Source organism: Pseudomonas sp. TE12508, from assembly GCF_056279485.1.
Genome location: NZ_JBWCCN010000001.1, coordinates 19504 through 41174, shown reverse-complemented (window position 1 = coordinate 41174; position 21671 = coordinate 19504). Strand labels below are relative to the sequence as shown.

7 protein-coding genes are annotated in these 21671 nt (G+C 61.1%); 1 reads left to right on the top strand and 6 read right to left on the bottom strand.

Going from position 1 to position 21671, the window contains the following annotated elements; all coding sequences use genetic code 11:
• Positions 1-10: 10 nt before the first annotated feature.
• The 6 genes from ACZ9IM_RS00115 to ACZ9IM_RS00090 form a co-directional block, all read right to left on the bottom strand.
• Positions 11-871 carry an ABC transporter ATP-binding protein gene (locus ACZ9IM_RS00115; protein ID WP_427624158.1) on the bottom strand — a complete coding sequence of 287 codons (861 nt, stop codon included), beginning with the start codon at positions 869-871 and terminating at the stop codon, positions 11-13.
• Between the two features lie 5 nt (positions 872-876).
• On the bottom strand, positions 877-1902 hold the full coding sequence (locus ACZ9IM_RS00110) for an ABC transporter substrate-binding protein (RefSeq protein WP_476223147.1): 1026 nt from the start codon (positions 1900-1902) through the stop codon (positions 877-879).
• 15 nt (positions 1903-1917) lie between these two features.
• A complete protein-coding gene (locus tag ACZ9IM_RS00105; protein ID WP_476223146.1) occupies positions 1918-2829 on the bottom strand; it encodes a TauD/TfdA dioxygenase family protein in 912 nt (303 codons plus the stop codon).
• A 300-nt stretch (positions 2830-3129) separates the two neighbouring features.
• Positions 3130-4497, bottom strand: coding sequence for an HlyD family type I secretion periplasmic adaptor subunit (locus tag ACZ9IM_RS00100; protein WP_063341962.1), 1368 nt, complete (start codon positions 4495-4497; stop codon positions 3130-3132).
• On the bottom strand, positions 4487-6643 hold the full coding sequence (locus tag ACZ9IM_RS00095) for a type I secretion system permease/ATPase (RefSeq protein WP_050682105.1): 2157 nt from the start codon (positions 6641-6643) through the stop codon (positions 4487-4489). The genes ACZ9IM_RS00100 and ACZ9IM_RS00095 overlap by 11 nt, the downstream gene beginning before the upstream one ends.
• A 39-nt stretch (positions 6644-6682) precedes the next feature.
• Positions 6683-8035: a TolC family outer membrane protein gene (locus tag ACZ9IM_RS00090; RefSeq protein ID WP_476223145.1), complete on the bottom strand. Its 1353-nt coding sequence runs from the start codon at positions 8033-8035 to the stop codon at positions 6683-6685.
• A 359-nt stretch (positions 8036-8394) separates the two neighbouring features.
• Between ACZ9IM_RS00090 and ACZ9IM_RS00085 the strand changes: the two genes are divergently transcribed.
• Positions 8395-21624, top strand: a complete 13230-nt coding sequence (locus tag ACZ9IM_RS00085; RefSeq protein ID WP_476223144.1) for a retention module-containing protein — start codon at positions 8395-8397, stop codon at positions 21622-21624.
• Positions 21625-21671 lie beyond the last annotated feature (47 nt).

Genomic DNA, 21671 nt, shown 5'->3' with positions numbered 1-21671 from the left:
CTCCAATGGCTCAATAAGCGATGCGAATGTCGGCGAAATCCAGCTCACGCTCGGTTTCCGGCGACTGACCTTCGTCGAACAACAGCCGATGAATCCGCCGCGCCGATTCCTGGAACGCCACGCCCCCCAAGCTGTGCAAGTCGTATTGATGGCTGTGGACTTCCGCCCGCACCCGCCCCGGATGAGGCGACAGCAGCAAAATCCGGTTGCCCACCACCAACGCCTCTTCGATGGAGTGAGTGACGAACAGCAACGTGAAACGCACCTCCTCCCAGAGCAGCAACAACTCTTCCTGCATCTTGCGTCGGGTCAGCGCGTCGAGGGCGGCGAAGGGCTCGTCCATCAACAGGATCTTCGGCTGCATCGCCAAGGCGCGAGCAATGGCCACGCGAGCTTTCATGCCGCCAGACAAGGTATGCGGATAGGCATCGGCAAACGCCGCCAGACCGACTTTGTCCAGATAATGCAGCGCCCGCTCCTCAGCCTCTTTGCGCTTGAGGGTTTTGGACGCGAGCAGCGCAAACATCACGTTCTGTTTGACGGTCTTCCACGGTGGCAGTTGATCGAACTCCTGGAACACCACGATCCGGTCCGGCCCTGGCGCATCGACCCGCTGGCCTTGCAGGCGAATCTCACCCTCACAGGGCGGGATGAACCCGGCAACGGCTTTGAGCAACGTCGACTTGCCGCAGCCCGAAGGACCGAGCAGCACAAAGCGGTCCGCCGGATCAATCTCGAAACTGACCTGATGGGTCGCTCGAACCACCCGCGCAGGCGTGCGGTATTCCAGGCTGACCTGGTCGACCGACAGCAGCGCTTGAGCTGCCGCGATCGGCTTGCTGGCCGTGTGGCCTTGCAAAGGGGCGTTCATGTCGGTCAGCTCCCTTGCAGCGGCTTGGTGTCCTGGAAGAAGTAATCCTTCCACGAATCCGGTTTGTTTTTGATCGCACCGACGCGGAAGAGAAACTCGGCCAGCGGGTAGGTGTTTTTCGGCGTGATGCTGAATTCGAACTGCGGGTTGTCGATGATTTTCAGCAACACCGCGCGGTCGATTTTGGCCTTGGTGACGCGGATGTAAGTGTCGGCCGCCGCACCTTTATCGTTCTGCGCAAACTCGGCCGCTTCGGTCAGTGCGGCGATGAAGGCTTTGTAGGTTTTCGGGTTTTCGTTGCGGAATTTCTCGGTGGCGAACAGCACAGTCGGCGAGTTCGGACCAAGCAAGTCATAGGTGTTCAGCACCACATGCACGTTGGGGTTTTGCAGCGCTTGATCCTGGAACGGCGGGTTGGAAAAGTGCCCACTCAATTCGGTGCCACCGGCAATCAGTGCCGCGGTGGCATCCGGGTGCGGAACGGCGATGGTGTACTTGTCGAGGCGATTGAATTCCTTGTCGCCCCATTGCTTGGCCGCCGCGTATTGCAGGAAGCGCGACTGCACCGAGACCCCGACCGCCGGCACCGCAATGCGGTCCTTTTCGGTGAAGTCGGCGATGGTTTTGACCTTGGGATTATTGCTCACCAGGTAGTAAGGGAAGTTGCCCAGGGAGGCCACGGCTTTGACGTTTTGCTTGCCGTGGGTGCGGTCCCAAATGGTCAGCAGCGGGCCGACGCCGGCTCCGGCAATGTCGATGGAACCGGAAAGCAACGCATCATTGACCGCTGAGCCGCCGGAGAGCTGGGTCCAGTCGACCTTGATGTCGATGCCTTCCTGCTTGCCGTACTTCTCGATCAGGTTCTGATCGCGCACCACGTTGAGCAGCAGATAAACGATGCCGAACTGTTCGGCGATACGGATTTCACCTTCGGCGTGAGCGACGGTCGGCGCCACCAGGCTGCCGGCGAGCAGGCTGAAACCCAGGCCAATGGCCGCAGCCAAGGGTGCAAATGGAAGACGTTTGGACATGGGAGTTCTCCGAAATCAGAAAGGCGCGTCGCCCTGGATGGTGGTGCGATACAACTTGCGGCGCAGATGGCTGGGGCATCCGGCGGCGAGGTGAATCAGCGAACGGTTGTCCCAGAACACCAGGTCGTGGGCCTGCCATTGATGGCGGTAAATGTTTTGCGCCAGCACGCTGTGGGCGTAGAGCTCGTCGAGCAATTGTTTGCTTTCGTCTTCCGGCAAACCGACGATGCGGGTGGTGAAGCCCTCGCTGACGAACAACGCTTTGCGTCCGTTTTCCGGGTGGGTGCGGACGATGGGGTGAACCACTTCGGCGACCTGAGCGAGTTGCTCCGGCGTCAGGGTCGGGCGCCAGTTACCCTCGAATTTGCTCTCGCTGTAGCGCGCCGTGTAGGAGTGCGCGGCCGAACGACCTTTGACGGCTTTGCGCAGCGCCTCGGGCAGGTTGTCCCAGGCTTTGTGCATGTCGGCGAACAGCGTGTCGCCACCTTCGGACGGCAGCTCTTGGGCATGCAGCATCGAGCCCAGGCTTGGTAGCTCTTTATAGGAAAGGTCCGAGTGCCAGAACTTGCCGGCATCCCCGAGGCCGATGGATTGGCCGTTCTCGATGATGTTCGAAACGATGAGAATTTCCGGATGCCCGGCCAGCAGGAATTGCTTGAGTACATGGATCTGCAACACACCGAAACGGCGGCTGAAGGCGATCTGCTGTTCGGGAGTAATGCGCTGGTCGCGGAACACCACCACGTGATGATCCAGGTGCGCACGATGGACGCGGGCAAAATCCCGGTTGTTGATCGGGCGGGACAGGTCCAGGCCGATGATTTCAGCACCGACGGCGCCGCTGAACGGGCGGATTTCGAAGGATTGCGACGCGATAGCGGCGACGCTGGTTGAGGCAGGCTTTGGAGAAAAAGAGACGGCTGACATAAAAATCACTCCCACGCACAGCGCGCTCAAGGGCGCGCATCGATCAGAAACTCACGGAGGTCCCGTGTTGGTTCGTGTCGTGCGGCGCGCCGATTGGTCGGCAGGTACGCAGGGGAGTGACTTTATAGGTATAAGAATTGAAATTTAAATACCGTTAGTGAATAACGATATGGCAGAACAGGCGATGAGTAACCTGTGGCGAGGGAGCTTGCTCCCGCTGGACTGCGTAGCAGTCCCTTTTTTTGGAGGGCCGCTTCGCGCCCCAGCGGGAGCAAGCTCCCTCGCCACAGGTTTAGCGTCCTACCGCTCGTGCAACGCCTCGGCGCGCGCCCGAATAATCGGCTTGAGCAAATAACTGAGCACGGTCTTCTTGCCGGTAATGATATCCACCGATGCCACCATCCCGGGGATGATCAACAACGGCTTCTCATCCGTCCCGAGGTGGCTGCGCTCTGTGCGCAATTTGATGATGTAGTACGTGGTCTTCTTGTCTTCGTCGGTGATGGTGTCGGCACCGATCTGCTCCAGCTTGGCTTTCAGGCCGCCGTAGATGGTGTAGTCGTAGGCCGTGAACTTCACCGTGGCGTCCTGCCCCGGATGCAGGAACGCGATGTCTTGCGGACGAATTTTGGCTTCTACCAGCAAGGTGTCATCCAGTGGCACGATCTCCACCAGATCGCTGCCCGGCTGGATCACGCCGCCGATGGTGTTCACCAGCAACTTGTTGACGATACCGCGCACCGGCGATGTCACCAGCGTCCGGCTAACCCGGTCTTCCAGGGCCTTGCCAGTGGCTTGGGCCTTGTTCAGATCGGTGCGCGCTTCGTTAAGTTGGGTCAGGGCTTCGCTGCGGAATTTGCCGCGAGTCTCGTCGATCTTGCGCTGCACTTCCTTGATCGCCGATTCGGCCCGAGGAATCGCCAGCGTAGTGGCGTCCAGTTGGCCGCGGGTTTCGACCTCGGCACGCTTGAGTCGCAAAACCTCCACCGGCGACACTGCGCCCTGAGCCACCAACGGCTCGGACATGTTGATTTCCTGACGTTGCAGCGACAACGCGTTGCGATACTGAGACTGTTTGGAGGTGAACTCGCGCAGCTCTTGCTGACGCTGGATCAACTGCTCTTTCAAGCCACCGATTTCATCGTACAGTTGCTGACGACGGCTGATATACAGCGACTCTTCACTGGCAGCCTGAGTAGGAACAGCCTTGAGCACGTCGGCGGGGAAGTTCAGCGGACGGTCATCGACCTCGGCGCTCAAGCGCTCCACACGCAGCAGCATCGACAGCCGATCGGCTTCGGTTTCACCGACATTGGAGGCAAACCGTGTGTCGTCGAGACGAATCAGCGGCGCGCCAGCCTCGACGATCTGCCCTTCGGTGACGAACAACTCGGAGACAATACCGCCCTCAAGGTTCTGGATTTTCTGGATCTTCGACGACGGAATCGCCTTGCCGTCGCCCTTGGTGACTTCATCGATCACCGCGAAGTTGGCCCAAAGCATCAAGAATACGAAGAAGCCGATGATCGCCCAGATCGTCAACCGCACCACGCGCGGGGCGTCTTCGATCAGCGCTTTGTTGACCTCGGGAAGGGGCTGGCCTTGCAGCGATGCGGAGCCTTTGAAGTAACGGCGGATGGAATCCTTGACCCCGGACTTAAGCAACACTGATCTGCCCCTTCTTCAACGCTTCCATCACGGCGGCTTTCGGGCCATCGGCGAGTATCTGCCCACGGTCGATCACCAACAGACGATCCACCAGCGACAACAGCGAAGCCCGGTGCGTCACCAGCACCACGGTCTTGTTCTCAACCACCGCAGCGAGGCGTTGCTTGAGGCGTTCTTCACCGGTGTTGTCCATGGCGCTGGTCGGTTCGTCCAGCAACAGGATCGGCGGGTTGAGCAGCAGCGCTCGGGCCAGGGCGACGTTCTGACGCTGACCACCGGACAGGTTCTGCCCACGCTCACCGACTTGCAGCTCATAACCTTGCGGGTGCAGACGGGCGAATTCGTGGACGCCGGCCAATTCCGCGGCTTGCAGCACCAATTCGTCTTCGACATAGCGCGCGCCCGACACCAAATTGTCGCGCAGGGTACCGGCAAGCAACTGGATGTCCTGGGGCACGTAGCCGATGTTGTGGCGCAATTCGCTGACGTCGATCTGACGGATATCCACACCATCCACCAGTAGCGCGCCGTCGTCCGGCTGATAGAGGCCCACCAGCAGTTTGGCCAGGGAGCTTTTGCCCGAGCCGCTGCGACCGATGATGCCGATCTTCTCGCCGGGCTTGATGATCAGGTTGATGTTCTTCAGCGCGGGGTTCTGCTGATCCGGGTAAGTGAAGCTCAGCTGACGGCATTCAATGGCGCCTTGCAGCACCTTGCGGCTCAGTGGGCGCTCGTCGAAATTGCGCTCCTGGGGCAGCTCCATCATCTGATCGACCGAGGTCATGGTCACACGGGCTTGCTGGTAGCGGGTCAGCAGGCCGGACAACGAAGCCAATGGACTGAGGGCACGACCGCTGAGCATGTAGCACGCGATCAAGCCGCCCATGCTCAGGTGGCCGTCGATGATCTGGTACACGCCGAAGACGATCATGATCACCCCGGCCAGTTGCTGAATCAGCAAGGTGATGTTCATCGCCAGACCGGACAGCATTTTCACCCGCAGCTCGAGGCGGCTGAGGGTGCCGATGGTTTGTTCCCACTGATACTGGCGTTCGCTTTCGGCGTTATTGACCTTCACCGCATCGAGGCCGGCGAGGGTTTCGATCAGGCTCGACTGACGCTCGGCGCCCAGGGCCATGGTTCGTTCCATGGTCGCCACCAGCGGCTTCTGCAAGGCATAACCGATCAGCAAGGCAATCGGGAACGCCAGCACCGGAATCCACACCAGATGCCCGCCCAGAATCGCGATGACCATGAAGATCAGCAGCGTAAACGGCAGGTCGATCAGGCTGGTGAGGGTCAGCGATGCGAGAAAGTCCCGCAGGCTCTGAAACTCATGGATGTTCTGGGCGAAGCTGCCGACACGGGCCGGGCGGTATTTCATGGCCATACCGACGATGCGCTCGAACAGCGTCGCGGAGATGATCAGGTCGGTTTTCTTGCCGGCCAGGTCCAGGCACAGGCTGCGCAGGCTCTTGAGGATCAGGTCGAACAGATAAGCGCCCGTGATGCCGATGGCCAGTACCCACAGGGTCGACTCGGCCTGGTTTGGCACCACGCGATCGTAGACATTCATCACGAACAGCGGCGCGGCCATGGCAATGATGTTGATCAGAAAACTGGCGGCGATGGCGTCGGCGTACAGCCAGCGCGAACGCTTGAGGGTGTCGCGAAACCACGAACGCGCGCGCGGGATCAGCGTGCCGTGGTTAACGTCGAATTTATGTTGGGGTTGGGCGAAGAAGACTTTGCCGCTGTAATCGTCGGCGAGCAGTTCACGGCTGACACAGACCTCACCACCATCGCTTTCGCTAAGCAGCAGGCGGGCCTGGTCTTCACCGTGCCAGCCGAGCAGCACCGCGCTGCGACCTTCCTTGAGCAGCAACAGCGCCGGCATGGCAATCGCCGGAATTTGCTCCAGCTTGCGTTGCAGTACCCGCCCTTGCAGCCCGGCGCGAGCGGCCGCGCGGGGCAGCAGTTCGACGCTCAGGCGTTGTTTGGGTAACGGCAGGCCGGTGGTCAGCATCGCGGCGCTGGCCGGTTTCTGGTGCAAAGTGCAAAGGGCTAGCAGGCCGTCCAGTAACGGATCGTCATGCAGCGCGCGCGGATCATGAATGAGTTGAACTCGACTGACTTCTGATTCCACGCTCGACACTCTTGGCTAACGATTAAAATGAGGCAGGACTCAATTCATCCCGGGCAACTGAACCTTGGGCTTCACGTCGTTTTGCACAACGGATGCCAACGGTGCGACTACGCCCTGACTTTTGAGCAATTCGCCCATGGTCGCCTTGATTCGGTACTGAGTAAATAACTGAATGTTCTTGATCTCGGCCAGCCGACGGGAAGCGCTGAACAGCTCGTTTTCACTGTCGAGCAGGTCGAGCAAAGTGCGTTCTCCGAGGCTGAACTGCTTCTGATAAGCACTGCGTACACTGGCGCTGCGATCGACATACTGCTGGGCGATCGGCACTTGGGCATTGGCGTTGTTCAAGGCATTCCAGGCCAGGCCCAGTTCTTCATTCAGCACGCGCAGGGCATTGTTGCGAATATCCAGCGCCTGGTTCGACAGGTAGGACTTGGATTCCAGATCAGCCTTGTTGCTGCCACCGGCGAACAAATTGAAGCGCATGCGCAGCATGGCCTGCCATTCGTTGCTGTGACCGTTCTGACCGTCAATATCGTTGTCGGCGCTGCGACCCAATTCGGCATCGAAGCGCGGATAGAAGCTCGACTTGGCGGCTTCGTACTGTTTCTCGGCGGCAGCGATATCGGATTCGGCGGAGCGCAGGATCGGGCTGTTTTCCAGCATCTGCGCCCGGGCTTCATTCAGGTTGGCCGGCAACAGCGCCATGAAATCGGCAGGCCGCTCCAGTTGATCGGGCATCTGGCCGACGGCGCTGAGGAAGTTGGTTTCGGCATCAGCCAGGTTGGTCTGTTCAGTGATCAGGTTGTTGCGGGCCTGGGCCATGCGCGCGTCAGCCTGATCCAGGTCAGCTCCGCTGCCGACGCCGCGCTGGGTGCGCAACTTGATCTGGTCAAGAATCCGTTCGTGGTTCTTCAGGTTGTCTTCGGCCAGGCGCACGAATTCGCGGCGGGTCAATACATCGAGATAGACCTGAGCGACGGTCAGCCCGGTACGTTCCGACGTGCCCAGCAAGGAATAAGCGCGGGAATTAACGGTGGCTTGTTGACGCCCCACTTCGCTGGACGTCGCAAAACCGTCAAACACCATCTGCGACAGACGTAAACTTGACTCGCTACGGTTCAACGTTTCCCAGTGGTTATTGTTGCCAGCGGCGCGGGTGGTGACGCTGTCGGTGCCTTCACGACCATAACCGCCCAGCAGATCGACCCTCGGCAGGTATCCCCCTTTGGCGGCCTTTAACTGATAATCCGCGGCCAATCGGCTGTTAACCCCTGCCTGAATTTCCGGATGAACATCCAGCGCCTGCTGCATGGCCTGCGGGAGGCTTTGCGCCTGAACAAAGCTGGCGGCAAGGGCGAAGGGTAGAACCTTGAACAGGTGCAAACGCATAGTTGGAATTTCCCGGGACTTCTTGTCTTGAATCACTGCAGTACGTGGCGCTGCATCGGATGATGGCAACCGGAATGACCGTATGTCGGAAAGTTCAAAATCGGAACTGGATCACACGCTGCAGGACAGGTCGCCGCTTAAATATCAATGTGACATTACTAGGACGATTGTTTAGGATGGCTCCCCTAAGGTCAATAGTTTGGCATAAAGTTAACTTCGAAAAAATATAGCCAAGTTATTGACGATTACCGCGTCAAAGTTATGCATCAAACATCTTAGAAAGTACGTCCAGCCCCGATCGGCGAACACGCCGAGCGGTTCATGGAGGTCAACTGAACGTGACACCCGGAGAGTCTTCAATGAGCAGTGTTGTTGCCATCGTCAAAAGCATTGTTGGTCAGGTTTTCGCGGTGTCGCCAGAAGGCGTCCGCCGCGTACTCGTTGAAGGCGACCGGTTGTTGGTCGGCGATCAGGTAGACACCGGTGCCGCCGGCGCCATTACGCTCGAACTGGCTGATGGCCGGACCCTGGACCTGGGCCGCGACACTCAGTGGAGCGGCAGCGATCCGGATTCCAGCACCGACCTTGTGCAAGCCACTGCACAAGCCGCGCCATCGGTTGACGAATTGCAACAAGCCATCGCCGCCGGTGTCGACCCGACCACCGCTCTTGAAGCCACCGCGGCCGGCCCTACGGCTGCGAGCGGGGGCGGCTCTACCGGTGGTGGCCACAGCTTTGTGGCCCTGGAGGCAACCGCTGCCCGGGTCGACCCGACTATCGGCTTCCCGACAGAGGGTCTCGCCACTGCCGCGTTGGCAACACAAGACACCACCGGCGGCCAGACTGCCGACACCAGCGCCAATGCCCTGCGCGAATCGACCCTGAGCCTGAGCGCCACGCCGACCATCACCGAGGCCGGTGGCGTGCTGGTTTACACCGCGACCCTGACCCAGGCGCCGCTGACCGACCTGACCATTACCCTGTCCAACGGCTCGGTGATCGTGATTGCAGCCGGCCAAACCACCGGCACCGTCAACGTTCCGCTGGCACCGAACGACACGGTTTATAACGACTCGACCCAGATCAATGTGACCGTCACCGGCACCACGGGCGGCAGCGGTATCGTGATCACCCCGCCGACCGTTCCGGCCGTGACCCAGGTCACCGACACCGTCGACACCACCACCGTCACACTGTCAGCGGGCTCGACCGTCACTGAAGGTGGCCAGATCACCTACACCGCGACATTGACCAACCCGGCGCAAACGCCGGTCACCGTCACCTTGTCCAACGGTTCGACCATCACCATCGCCGCTGGCAACACCACCGGCAGCGTCAACGTTCCGACGCCGGCCAACGACGTCTACAACAATGGCAGTACCGTCAGCACCACGATTACCGGCGCGACTGGCGGCAACTTCGAAAATCTGGTGCCGAATCCAACCCCGGCCGTCACCACCATTACCGATTCCGCCGACACCACCACCGTCACGCTGACGGCGGGTTCGACTGTCACCGAAGGCGGTCAGATCACCTACACCGCGACCCTGACCAACCCGGCGCAGACACCAGTCACCGTCACCCTGTCCAACGGTTCGACCATCACCATCGATGCCGGCCAGACCACCGGCAGCGTGAACGTTCCGACGCCGGCCAATGACGTCTACAACAATGGCAGCACCGTCAGTACCACGATTACCGGGACTACCGGCGGCAACTTCGAGAGTCTGGTGCCGAACCCGACTCCGGCTGTCACCACCATTACCGATTCGGTCGACGACACTGGCCTGACCCTGTCCGCCACCGGCAGTGTCACTGAAGGTGGCCAGATCACCTACACCGCGACCCTGACCAACCCGGCGCAGACACCGGTCACCGTGACCCTGTCCAACGGTTCGACCATCACCATCGAAGCCGGTAAAACCACCGGCTCCGTGAACGTCGAAACCCCGGCCAATGACGTCTACAACAACGGCAGCACTGTCAGCACCACGATCACGGGCGCTACCGGCGGCAACTTCGAGAACCTGGTACCGAGCACCACGCCTGCCGTCACCACCATCACCGACTCGATCGACAATACCGGCCTGAGCCTCAGCGCCACCGGCACCGTCGTCGAAGGCGGCCAGATCACCTACACCGCCACCCTGACCAACCCGGCCGGGACGCCGATGACCGTGACCTTGAGCAACGGCTCGGTCATTACCATCGAAGCGGGCAAGACCACCGGCAGCGTGACCGTCGATACGCCGGCCAACGACGTCTACAACAACGGCAGCACCGTCAGCACTACGATCACCGGCACCACCGGCGGCAATTTCGAGCAACTGACCCCGAGCAGCGAGCCGGCGCTCACCACCATTACCGATTCGAAAGATGACACCGGCCTGAGCCTGTCTGCGTCCACCGAAGTGGCCGAAGGTGGTCAGATTCTGTACACCGCGACCCTGACCAATCCGGCCGGCACGCCGGTCACTGTGACCTTGAGCAACGGCGCGGTGATCACCATCGCCGCCGGCGCGACTACCGGCAGCGTGAGCGTCGATGCGCCTGCCGATGATGTTTATAAAGATGCCGGCAAGGTCGAAGTCACCATCGCGGACACCGCCGGTGGCAACTTTGAGAACCTGGTGACGGACCCGGCGGCAGCGGTCACCGAGGTGACTGACACTCTCGACACTTCGACGGTTAATCTGACGGCGACGTCTACTGTCGCTGAAGGCGGGACCGTGGTTTACACCGCGTCCGTCAACGCACCGGTCACCGGTTCGCCAGTGGTTGTCACCCTGTCCAACGGCCAGACCATCACCATCCCGGTCGGCTCAAGCAGCGGTTCTGTCAACTTCACCGCGCCGAACGATGCGCTGGCTGGCGGCGGCTCGTTGAGCGTGAAGATCGACGATGCCAAGGGCGGCAACTACGAGAAACTGGAGGTCGACGGCAAGTCAGCGGACACCTCGATCACTGACACCGCTGACATGACCAACCTGTCGCTGACTGCCAGCGGTTCGGTGGATGAAGGCGGCCAGATCACCTACACGGCAACCCTGACCAATGCGGCCGGTACACCAGTGACCGTGACCCTGTCGAACGGCGCCGTGATCACCATCGAAGCGGGCAAAACCACCGGTTCCGTGACTGTCGATGCGCCGAAGGACGACGTCTACAAAGACACCGGCACCGTCGAAGCAACCATCAAAGACGCGACCGGCGGCAATTTCGAGAATTTGGTTGCCAGCAATACCCCGGCGGCGACCACCGTCAACGACACCATCGACACCAGCACCGTTTCGCTGACTGCCACTTCGAGTATCGCTGAAGGCGGGACCGTGGTTTACACCGCCTCCGTGTCGGCACCGGTCACAGGCTCGCCAGTCGTTGTCACCCTGTCCAACGGCCAGACCATCACCATCCCGGTCGGCTCAAGCAGCGGTTCTGTCGACTTCGTTGCGCCAAACGATGCCCTCGCTGGCGGCGGCTCTCTGAGCGTCAAGATCGACGATGCCAAGGGCGGTAACTACGAGAAGCTGGAAGTCGACGGCAAGTCGGCGGACACCTCGATCACTGATACCGATGACACGACCAACCTGTCGCTGACTGCCAGCGGTTCGGTGGATGAAGGCGGCCAGATCACCTACACGGCAACCCTGACCAACGCGGCCGGTACATCAGTGACCGTGACCCTGTCGAACGGCGCCGTGATCACCATCGAAGCGGGCAAAACCACAGGCTCCGTGACCGTCGATGCGCCAAAAGACGACGTCTACAAAGACACCGGCACCGTCGAAGCAACCATCAAAGACGCGACCGGCGGCAATTTCGAGAATTTGGTTGCCAGCAATACACCGGCGGCGACCACCGTCAACGACACCATCGACACCAGCACCGTTTCGCTGAGTGCCACTTCGAGTATCGCTGAAGGCGGGACCGTGGTTTACACCGCCTCCGTGTCGGCACCGGTCACAGGCTCGCCAGTCGTTGTCACCCTGTCCAACGGACAGACCATCACCATCCCGGTCGGCTCAAGCAGCGGTTCTGTCGACTTCGTTGCGCCAAACGATGCCCTCGCTGGCGGCGGCTCTCTGAGCGTCAAGATCGACGATGCCAAAGGTGGTAACTACGAGAAGCTGGAAGTCGACGGCAAGTCGGCGGACACCTCGGTGACTGATACCCAGGACACCACTACCCTCAGCCTTTCGGCGACTGACTCGGTCGCCGAAGGCGGTTCGATCGTTTACACCGCGACCCTGACCAACACAGCCGGGACTCCGGTCACCGTCACGTTGAGCAACGGCGCCGTGATCACCATCGCCGCCGGTGCGACCACCGGTTCTGTAACCGTCGACGCACCGAAGGACGACGTTTACAAAGACGCCGGCCAAATTGAAGTGACCATCAAAGACGCCGCGGGCGGAAACTTCGAAAACCTGGCGACCAACCCGGCGGCAGCGGTCACCGAGGTGACCGACACCCTCGACACCTCGACCGTCAACCTCACCGCGACCAGCACCGTGGCTGAAGGCGGGACCGTGGTTTACACCGCGTCCGTGACTTCGCCAGTCACCGGCTCGCCGGTGGTTGTCACCCTGTCCAACGGTCAGATCATCACCATCCCGGTCGGCTCGAGTAGCGGTTCTGTCAACTTCGTTGCGCCAAACGATGCCCTCGCTGGCGGCGGCTCTCTAAGCGTCAAGATCGACGATGCCAAAGGTGGTAACTACGAAAAGCTGGAAGTCGACGGCAAGTCGGCGGACACCTCGGTTACCGACACCGCTGACACCACCAACCTGTCGCTGACCGCGACCGGCACCGTGGATGAAGGCGGCCAGATCACCTACACGGCAACCCTGACCAATGCCGCCGGCACACCAGTCACCGTGACCCTGTCGAACGGCGCCGTGATCACCATTGAAGCGGGCAAAACCACCGGCTCTGTGACCATCGATGCACCGAAGGACGACGTCTATAAAGACACCGGCACCGTTGAAGCGACCATCAAAGGCACGACCGGCGGCAACTTCGAGAACCTGGTGGCTAGCGACACCCCGGCGGTCACCACCGTTAACGACACCATCGATACCAGCACCGTTTCGCTGAGTGCCACTGCGAACGTCGCCGAAGGCGAAACCGTGGTCTACACCGCGACGGTCAGCGCACCCGTCACCGGTGCGCCAGTGGTCGTCACCCTGTCCAACGGTCAGATCATCACCATCCCGGTCGGCGAAACCACCGGCAGCGTGAACTTTGTCGCGCCAAACAGCCCCCTTGCGGGCGGCAGCTCCCTGAGCGTCAAGATTGACGGCACAACAGGCGGTAATTACGAGAAGCTGGAAGTCGACGGCAAATCGGCGGACACCTCGGTGACTGATACCGCGGATACCACCACCCTCAGTTTGAGCGCAACCGACTCGGTCGCTGAAGGCGGTTCCATCGTTTACACCGCGACCCTGACCAACGCCGCCGGGACTCCGGTCACCATCACGTTGAGCAACGGTGCGGTCATCACCATCGCCGCCGGTGCCACCACCGGTTCTGTAACCGTCGATGCGCCTAAGGACGACGTCTACAAGGACGCCGGCCAAATCGAAGTGACGATCAAGGATGCCGCAGGAGGCAATTTTGAGAACCTGGTGACCAACCCGGCGGCTGCGGTTACCGACGTCACCGATACCATCGACACTTCGACGGTCAACCTGACCGCGACGTCTACCGTCGCCGAAGGCGGCACCGTGGTTTACACCGCGTCCGTCAGCGCACCGGTCACCGGTTCGCCAGTGGTTGTGACCCTGTCGAACGGCCAGACCATCACCATCCCGGTCGGCTCGAGCAGCGCCGGCGTCAACTTCACCGCACCAAACGATGCGTTGGCTGGCGGCACCTCCCTGAGCGTCAAGATCGACGATGCGAAGGGCGGCAACTACGAGAAGCTGGAAGTCGACGGCAAATCGGCGGACACCTCGGTGACCGATACGGCAGACACCACAACCCTCAGCTTGAGCGCTACTGACTCGGTCGCTGAAGGTGGCTCCATCGTTTACACCGCGACCTTGACTAACGCCGCAGGCACGCCAGTAACCGTCACCCTGAGCAACGGTGCCGTGATCACCATCGCCGCCGGCGCCACCAGCGGTTCCGTAACCGTCGATGCGCCGAAAGACGATGTCTACAAAGACGCTGGCTCCGTCGAAGTCACCATCAAGGACGCCGCAGGCGGCAACTTTGAAAACCTGACCACCAGCCCAGCGGCTGCGGTTACCGATGTCACCGATACCCTCGACACCTCGACCGTGAACCTCACTGCGACCAGCACTGTGGCTGAGGGCGGGACCGTGATTTACACGGCGTCCGTGTCTGCTCCAGTCACCGGCTCGCCAGTGGTTGTCACCCTGTCCAACGGCCAAACCATTACCATTCCAGTCGGGTCGAGCAGCGCCAGCGTGAATTTCACTGCGCCGAACGATGCCTTGGCCGGCGGCGGCTCCCTGAGCGTCAAGATTGACGGCGCAACGGGTGGTAATTACGAGAAACTGGACGTCGACGGCAAATCAGCCGACACCTCGGTTACCGACACTGCTGACACCACCAACCTGTCGCTGACTGCGACCGGTGCCGTGGATGAAGGCGGCCAGATCACCTACACGGCAACCCTGACCAATGCCGCCGGCACACCAGTCACCGTGACCCTGTCGAACGGCGCCGTGATCACTATCGAAGCGGGCAAAACCACCGGCTCCGTGACTGTCGATGCACCGAAGGACGATGTCTACAAAGACGCCGGTACCGTCGAAGCGACGATCAAAGGCGCGACCGGCGGCAACTTCGAGAATCTGGTGGCTAGCGACACCCCGGCGGTGACCACCGTCAATGACACCATCGATGCCAGCACCGTTTCGCTGACTGCCACTTCGAGTATCACTGAAGGCGGGACCGTGGTTTACACCGCGTCCGTGACTTCGCCAGTCACCGGCTCGCCGGTGGTTGTCACCCTGTCCAACGGTCAGATCATCACCATCCCGGTTGGCTCGAGCAGCGGTTCTGTCAACTTCGTTGCGCCAAACGATGCCCTGGCTGGTGGCAACTCGCTGAGCGTCAAGATCGACGATGCCAAGGGCGGCAACTACGAAAAGCTGGAAGTCGACGGCAAGTCGGCGGACACCTCGGTTACCGATACTGCGGACACCACCACCCTCAGTTTGAGCGCAACCGACTCGGTCGCTGAAGGCGGTTCCATCGTTTACACCGCGACCCTGACCAACGCCGCCGGGACTCCGGTCACCATCACGTTGAGCAACGGTGCGGTCATCACCATCGCCGCCGGTGCCACCACCGGTTCTGTAACCGTCGATGCGCCTAAGGACGACGTCTACAAGGACGCCGGCCAAATCGAAGTGACGATCAAGGATGCCGCAGGAGGCAATTTTGAGAACCTGGTGACCAACTCGGCGGCTGCGGTTACCGACGTCACCGATACCATCGACACTTCGACGGTCAACCTGACCGCGACGTCTACCGTCGCCGAAGGCGGCACCGTGGTTTACACCGCGTCCGTCAGCGCACCGGTCACCGGTTCGCCGGTCGTTGTCACCCTGTCCAACGGCCAAACCATCACCATTCCGGTCGGGTCGAGCAGCGCCAGCGTGAACTTCACCGCACCAAACGATGCCCTGGCTGGTGGCAACTCGCTGAGCGTCAAGATCGACGATGCCAAAGGCGGTAACTACGAGAAACTGGAAGTCGACGGTAAGTCGGCGGATACATCGGTGACTGATACCCCGGACACCACCAACCTGTCGCTGACCGCCACTGACTCGGTGGCTGAAGGCGGCTCGATCGTTTACACCGCGACCCTGACCAATGCGGCCGGCACGCCGGTCACCGTGACCCTGTCGAACGGTGCAGTGATCACCATCGCCGCTGGCGCAACCACCGGCAGCGTGACCGTCGATGCGCCGAAGGACGACGTCTACAAAGACGCCGGCCAGGTCGAAGTCACCATCAAGGATGCCGCAGGCGGCAATTTTGAGAACCTGGTGACCAACCCGGCGGCTGCGGTTACCGATGTGACCGATACCCTCGACACCTCAACCGTGAACCTGACCGCGACGTCTACCGTCGCCGAAGGCGGCACCGTGGTTTACACCGCGTCCGTCAGCGCACCGGTCACCGGTTCGCCGGTGGTTGTCACCCTGTCCAACGGCCAGACCATCACCATTCCGGTTGGCTCGAGCAGCGCCAGCGTCAACTTCACTGCCCCGAACGATACGTTGGCCGGTGGCACCTCCCTAAGCGTCAAGATCGACGATGCCAAAGGCGGCAACTACGAGAAGCTGGAAGTCGACGGCAAATCAGCCGACACCTCGGTTACCGACACCGCTGACACCACCAACCTGTCGCTGACTGCGACCGGTGCCGTGGATGAAGGCGGCCAGATCACCTACACGGCAACCCTGACCAATGCGGCCGGCACACCAGTGACCGTGACGCTGTCGAACGGCGCCGTGATCACTATCGAAGCGGGCAAAACCACCGGCTCCGTGACTGTCGATGCGCCGAAAGACGATGTCTACAAAGACGCCGGTACCGTCGAAGCGACGATCAAAGGTGCGACCGGCGGCAATTTCGAGAACCTGGTGGCCAGCGATACACCGGCGGTAACCACCGTCAATGACACCATAGACACCAGCACCGTTTCGCTGACTGCCACTTCGAACGTCGCTGAAGGCGAGACCGTGGTTTACACCGCTTCGGTGTCTGCTCCAGTTACCGGCTCGCCAGTGGTCGTCACCCTGTCCAACGGCCAAACCATTACCATCCCGGTCGGCTCGAGCAGCGCCAGCGTCAACTTCACCGCGCCGAACGATGCGTTGGCCGGTGGCGGTTCGCTAAGCGTCAAGATCGACGATGCCAAGGGCGGCAACTACGAGAAACTGGACGTCGACGGCAAGTCGGCGGACACCTCGGTGACCGATACTGCGGGCACCACGACCCTCAGCCTCAGCGCTACGGATTCGGTCGCTGAAGGCGGCTCCATCGTTTACACCGCCACCTTGACCAACGCCCCCGGCACGCCAGTGACCGTCACCCTGAGCAACGGCGCGATCATCACCATCGCCGCCGGTGCGACCACCGGTTCCGTGACCGTTGATGCGCCAAAAGACGACGTCTACAAAGATGCCGGCCAGGTTGAAGTCACGATCAAGGACGCCGCAGGCGGCAACTTTGAAAACCTGGCGACCAATCCGGCGGCTGCGGTCACTGACGTGACTGACACCATCGATACTTCGACGGTGAACCTCACTGCGACCAGCGCTGTGGCTGAAGGCGGTACCGTGGTTTACACCGCGTCCGTCAGCGCACCAGTCACCGGTTCGCCGGTCGTTGTGACCCTGTCCAACGGCCAGACCATCACCATCCCGATCGGCTCGAGCAGCGCCAGCGTGAATTTCACCGCGCCAAACGATGCCCTGACTGGTGGTGGTTCGCTGAGCGTGAAGATCGACGATGCCAAAGGCGGCAACTACGAGAAACTGGAAGTCGACGGCAAATCGGCGGACACCTCGGTGACTGACACCCAGGACACCACCAACCTGTCGCTGACTGCCACTGGCGCTGTGGATGAAGGCGGCCAGATCACCTACACCGCGACCCTGACCAACGCCGCCAGCACACCGGTCACCGTGACCCTGAGCAATGGCGCCGTGATCACCATCGACGCCGGCAAAACCACTGGCACCGTGACTGTCGATGCGCCGAAGGACGACGTCTACAAAGACGCCGGCACCGTCGAAGCAACCATCACTGGCGCCACCGGCGGCAACTTCGAAAACCTGGTCACCAGCAATACTGCTGCGGTCACGACTGTCACCGACACGATCGACAAAACCGAAGTCAGCATCAGCGGCAGCACCTCGGTCACCGAAGGCCAGACCGCCAGCTACACCGTCAGCCTGACTCACCCGGCGCAGACCGAAGTAACCCTGAAAATCGTCTACAGCGGTACTGCCGCCGACGGTTCGGACTTCACCGGCGTGTACACCGTGAAAATCCCGGCGGGCGCCAGCAGCGCAAGCTTCAACGTCGCGACGCTGGACGACAAGCTCACCGAAGGCACCGAGAACTTCGTGGTCAAGATCGACTCGGCCACCGGCGGCAACTTCGAAAACCTCGCAGTCAGCGCCTCCAACGGCAGCGTCAGCACCTCGATCATCGACAACGATGCTGCGCCGGTTCTCGACCTGGACGCCAACAACTCCAGCGGCGCCACCGGGGCCAACTACAACGTGACCTTCACCGAAGGCACTACCGGCCAGGGCGTCTCGATCGGCGACACCGACCTGAGCATCACCGACCCGGACAGCACGATGCTGACCGGCGCGACCATCGTGCTGACCAACCGTCAGCCGGGCGATGCGCTGAACCTGGGCAACAGCGTCAACGGCATCAGCATCAACGCCAACAGCCAGGACGGCACCGTCACCCTGACTCTGTCGGGTAACGCGACGCTGGCCGACTACATGCAGCAGATCAAAAACATCAGCTTCACCAACAGCAGTGAAGATCCGAGCACCGTGCCACGGATCATCACCGTGACGGTGACCGATGGCAGCAACTACTCCAACACCGCGACCACCACCGTCAACGTGGTGGCCGTGAACGACGCGCCGACCGCCGCACCGGTTAACGTCACCGGCACCGAAGACACCCCGCTGATTCTCGGCTGGTCGACCTTCGGCGTCAGCGATGTCGACAGCGCAACCGCCAACCTGGGGGTGAAAATCACTCAACTGCCGGGCGACGGCAAGTTGCAGTACCTGGACGGTGCGACCTGGAAAGACGTGGCGACCAACCAGACCTTCAGCAAGGCCGACATCGACGCCGGCAAGTTGCGCTTCACGCCAGATGCCAACGAATCGGGCGTCGATGGCTACGGCGGCAGCGGCGTGGGCAACAAACAGGCGGACTACGCACAGATCAAGTTCCAGCCAACCGACGGTCAACTGCTGGGCAACACCGGCACGGTGAAAATCGACATCACGCCGGTTGCCGACGCGCCGTCCCTGAGCGTCGCGGACAACAGCGTCAAGTCCACCGGGCTGATCAGGGAAGTCTGGACCGGTCTGCCGGGCCTTGGCACCGATGGCAGCGGCGCGTCTTCCGGCACGCTGAAATCGGTCATCGACGGCGCGGGCACACCGAACTCCAGCAGCACCGTGACCAACGTGCAGTCCAATGGTGGTGTCACGGCCGGCACGGCGTCGAAAACGTCGGGCCTGATTTACCTCGAAGCCGGCAAGACGTACACCTTCAGCGGTACCGGTGACGACAGCCTGTTGGTGACCATCGGCGGTAAAAACGTGGCCGCAATCACTTGGGGCGCGGGCGGTAACCTGAACGGTTCGTTCATCCCGACCACCAGCGGTTATTACACCCTGGACATCTACCACCACAACCAGAGCGGCCCGGGCAGCTATGACGTCAACCTGTCGGTCAATGGCGGTGCGGCGGTCGACCTGAGCAGTGCCGGCGTGCCGCTGTACACCGGCGTGGCGGATCTGGCCGCTTCTGGCGTGACAGTGTCCGACCTGCACGGCACCAATGGCGAAGGCTACTACGACGGCTACAAACTCAACGAAGGCGCCGAAGGCACCAGCGTTCACCTGTCCGCGATCAAAACGGCGCTTACCGACACCGACGGCTCTGAAAGCCTGAGCGTGAAGATCAGCGGCATACCGGAGGGCTCGGTGCTCAGCGATGGCGCGGGCCACACCTTCACCACCACCAACGGTGAAGCCAACGTCACCGGCTGGAACCTCGGCACGCTGACCGTCACCCCGCCGCCGTACTACAACGGCCAGTTCACCCTGACCGTGACATCGACATCCACCGAAGCCCATGGCGGTTCGGCACCGAGTACCGCGCAGATCCCGGTCACGGTGTACCCGGCGGTTTACAACGCCACCACCGCCACAGCGGCCGACGACACCATCACCGGCACCGACGGCAACGACATCATGGTCGCCGATATCGGCGGGCTGACCGTGGTGCCGGGCACCAACTACAACATCGCCTTCATGGTCGACAGCTCGGGTAGCATGAGCCCTTCTTCGATCAGCGCCGCCAAGGATTCGCTGACCGCGGTGTTCAACACCCTCAAGCAAAGCATGGGCGGCAACTCCGGGACGGTGAACATCTTCCTGGCGGACTTCGATAACCAGGTCAACAAGTCGGTGTCGGTGAACCTGAACGACCCGAATGCCCTGACCTTGCTCAAATCCGTGCTGGACTCGATGTCGTCCGGCGGCGGCACCAACTACGAGGACGTGTTCAAAACCACGGCCAACTGGTTCCAGAGTGCCGATGCGATGGCCAACACCGGAGCGAAGAACCTCACGTACTTCATCACCGACGGCAAGCCGACCTACTACCAGGGTGGCGAGCAAACCAACCCGACCTTGTTCGGCAATGTGAGGCTCGATGACGTCATCACCACCTCCAATTACAAGTTGGGGCAGACTTATTCCGTTGATCTGGACAGCACTCACTACCTGACCATCGACAGCGCCGGCAACGTCACGCTGCTGACTCAGAATAAAAAGGGCAACTGGCACAGTTCTGAACTGGGCACCCTCCATGCCGAGGGTAACGGCACGTACGAACTGTCCTATCGCGATGGCACCGGCTACAGCACCGATTCCACCGCCATCGACAACTCCTCCAGCGGCTTCACATTGCTGAGCAACGTGTCGACGGTGGAAGCGATCGGCCTGAACACAGACGTCACCCTCGGCGACCTCAAGCCGTACGATTCGGATCAAACGCCACAAACCAACATCGACCCGAAAGACCTGGCCAACTCGATCATCGGCCATACCGAAGCGACGATGCCGGGTGCCGACACGGTCAGCGGCGGCGACGGCAACGACCTGCTGTTCGGCGATCTGGTGAGCTTCAACGGCGTTGCCGGTGAGGGTTATCAGGCCATGCAGGCGTTCGTGGCCCAGCAGACCGGCGTCGACGCCAGCAAAGTCACCACCAGCAACGTGCACCAGTACATTACCGAGCACTACACCGCGTTCGACGTGTCTGGCGCCCACGACGGTAACGACACGCTGCTGGGTGGCGCGGGCAACGACATTCTCTTCGGCCAGGGTGGCAACGACCTCCTCGACGGCGGCAAGGGCAATGACATTCTGCTGGGTGGCAGCGGCAATGACTCGTTGATCGGTGGTCAAGGCAACGACATCCTGATTGGCGGTTCGGGTGCCGACACCTTCATCTGGAAGGCTGGCGATACCGGCAGCGACGTGATCAAGGACTTCAAGGCCAGCGAAGGCGACCGCATCGACCTGCGTGATCTGTTGCAGGGCGAAACCGGCAGCACCATTGATAACTTCTTGAAGATCACCACGGTGGATGGTGTGTCGTCCCTGCAAGTCAGTTCTGGCGGCAAGTTCAACGGCGCCGATGCCGCAGCGGCCGCCCCGGACGTGACGATCAAACTGGAAGGCAACAATTGGTCCAGCGCCAGCATCAACTCGTTGATCGCCGGCAGTGACCCGACCATCAAGGTCGATCACAACAACAGCTGATCCGCGAACTGACGGCCGCCCAGACCGGGCGGCCGTCACGTTTGCGT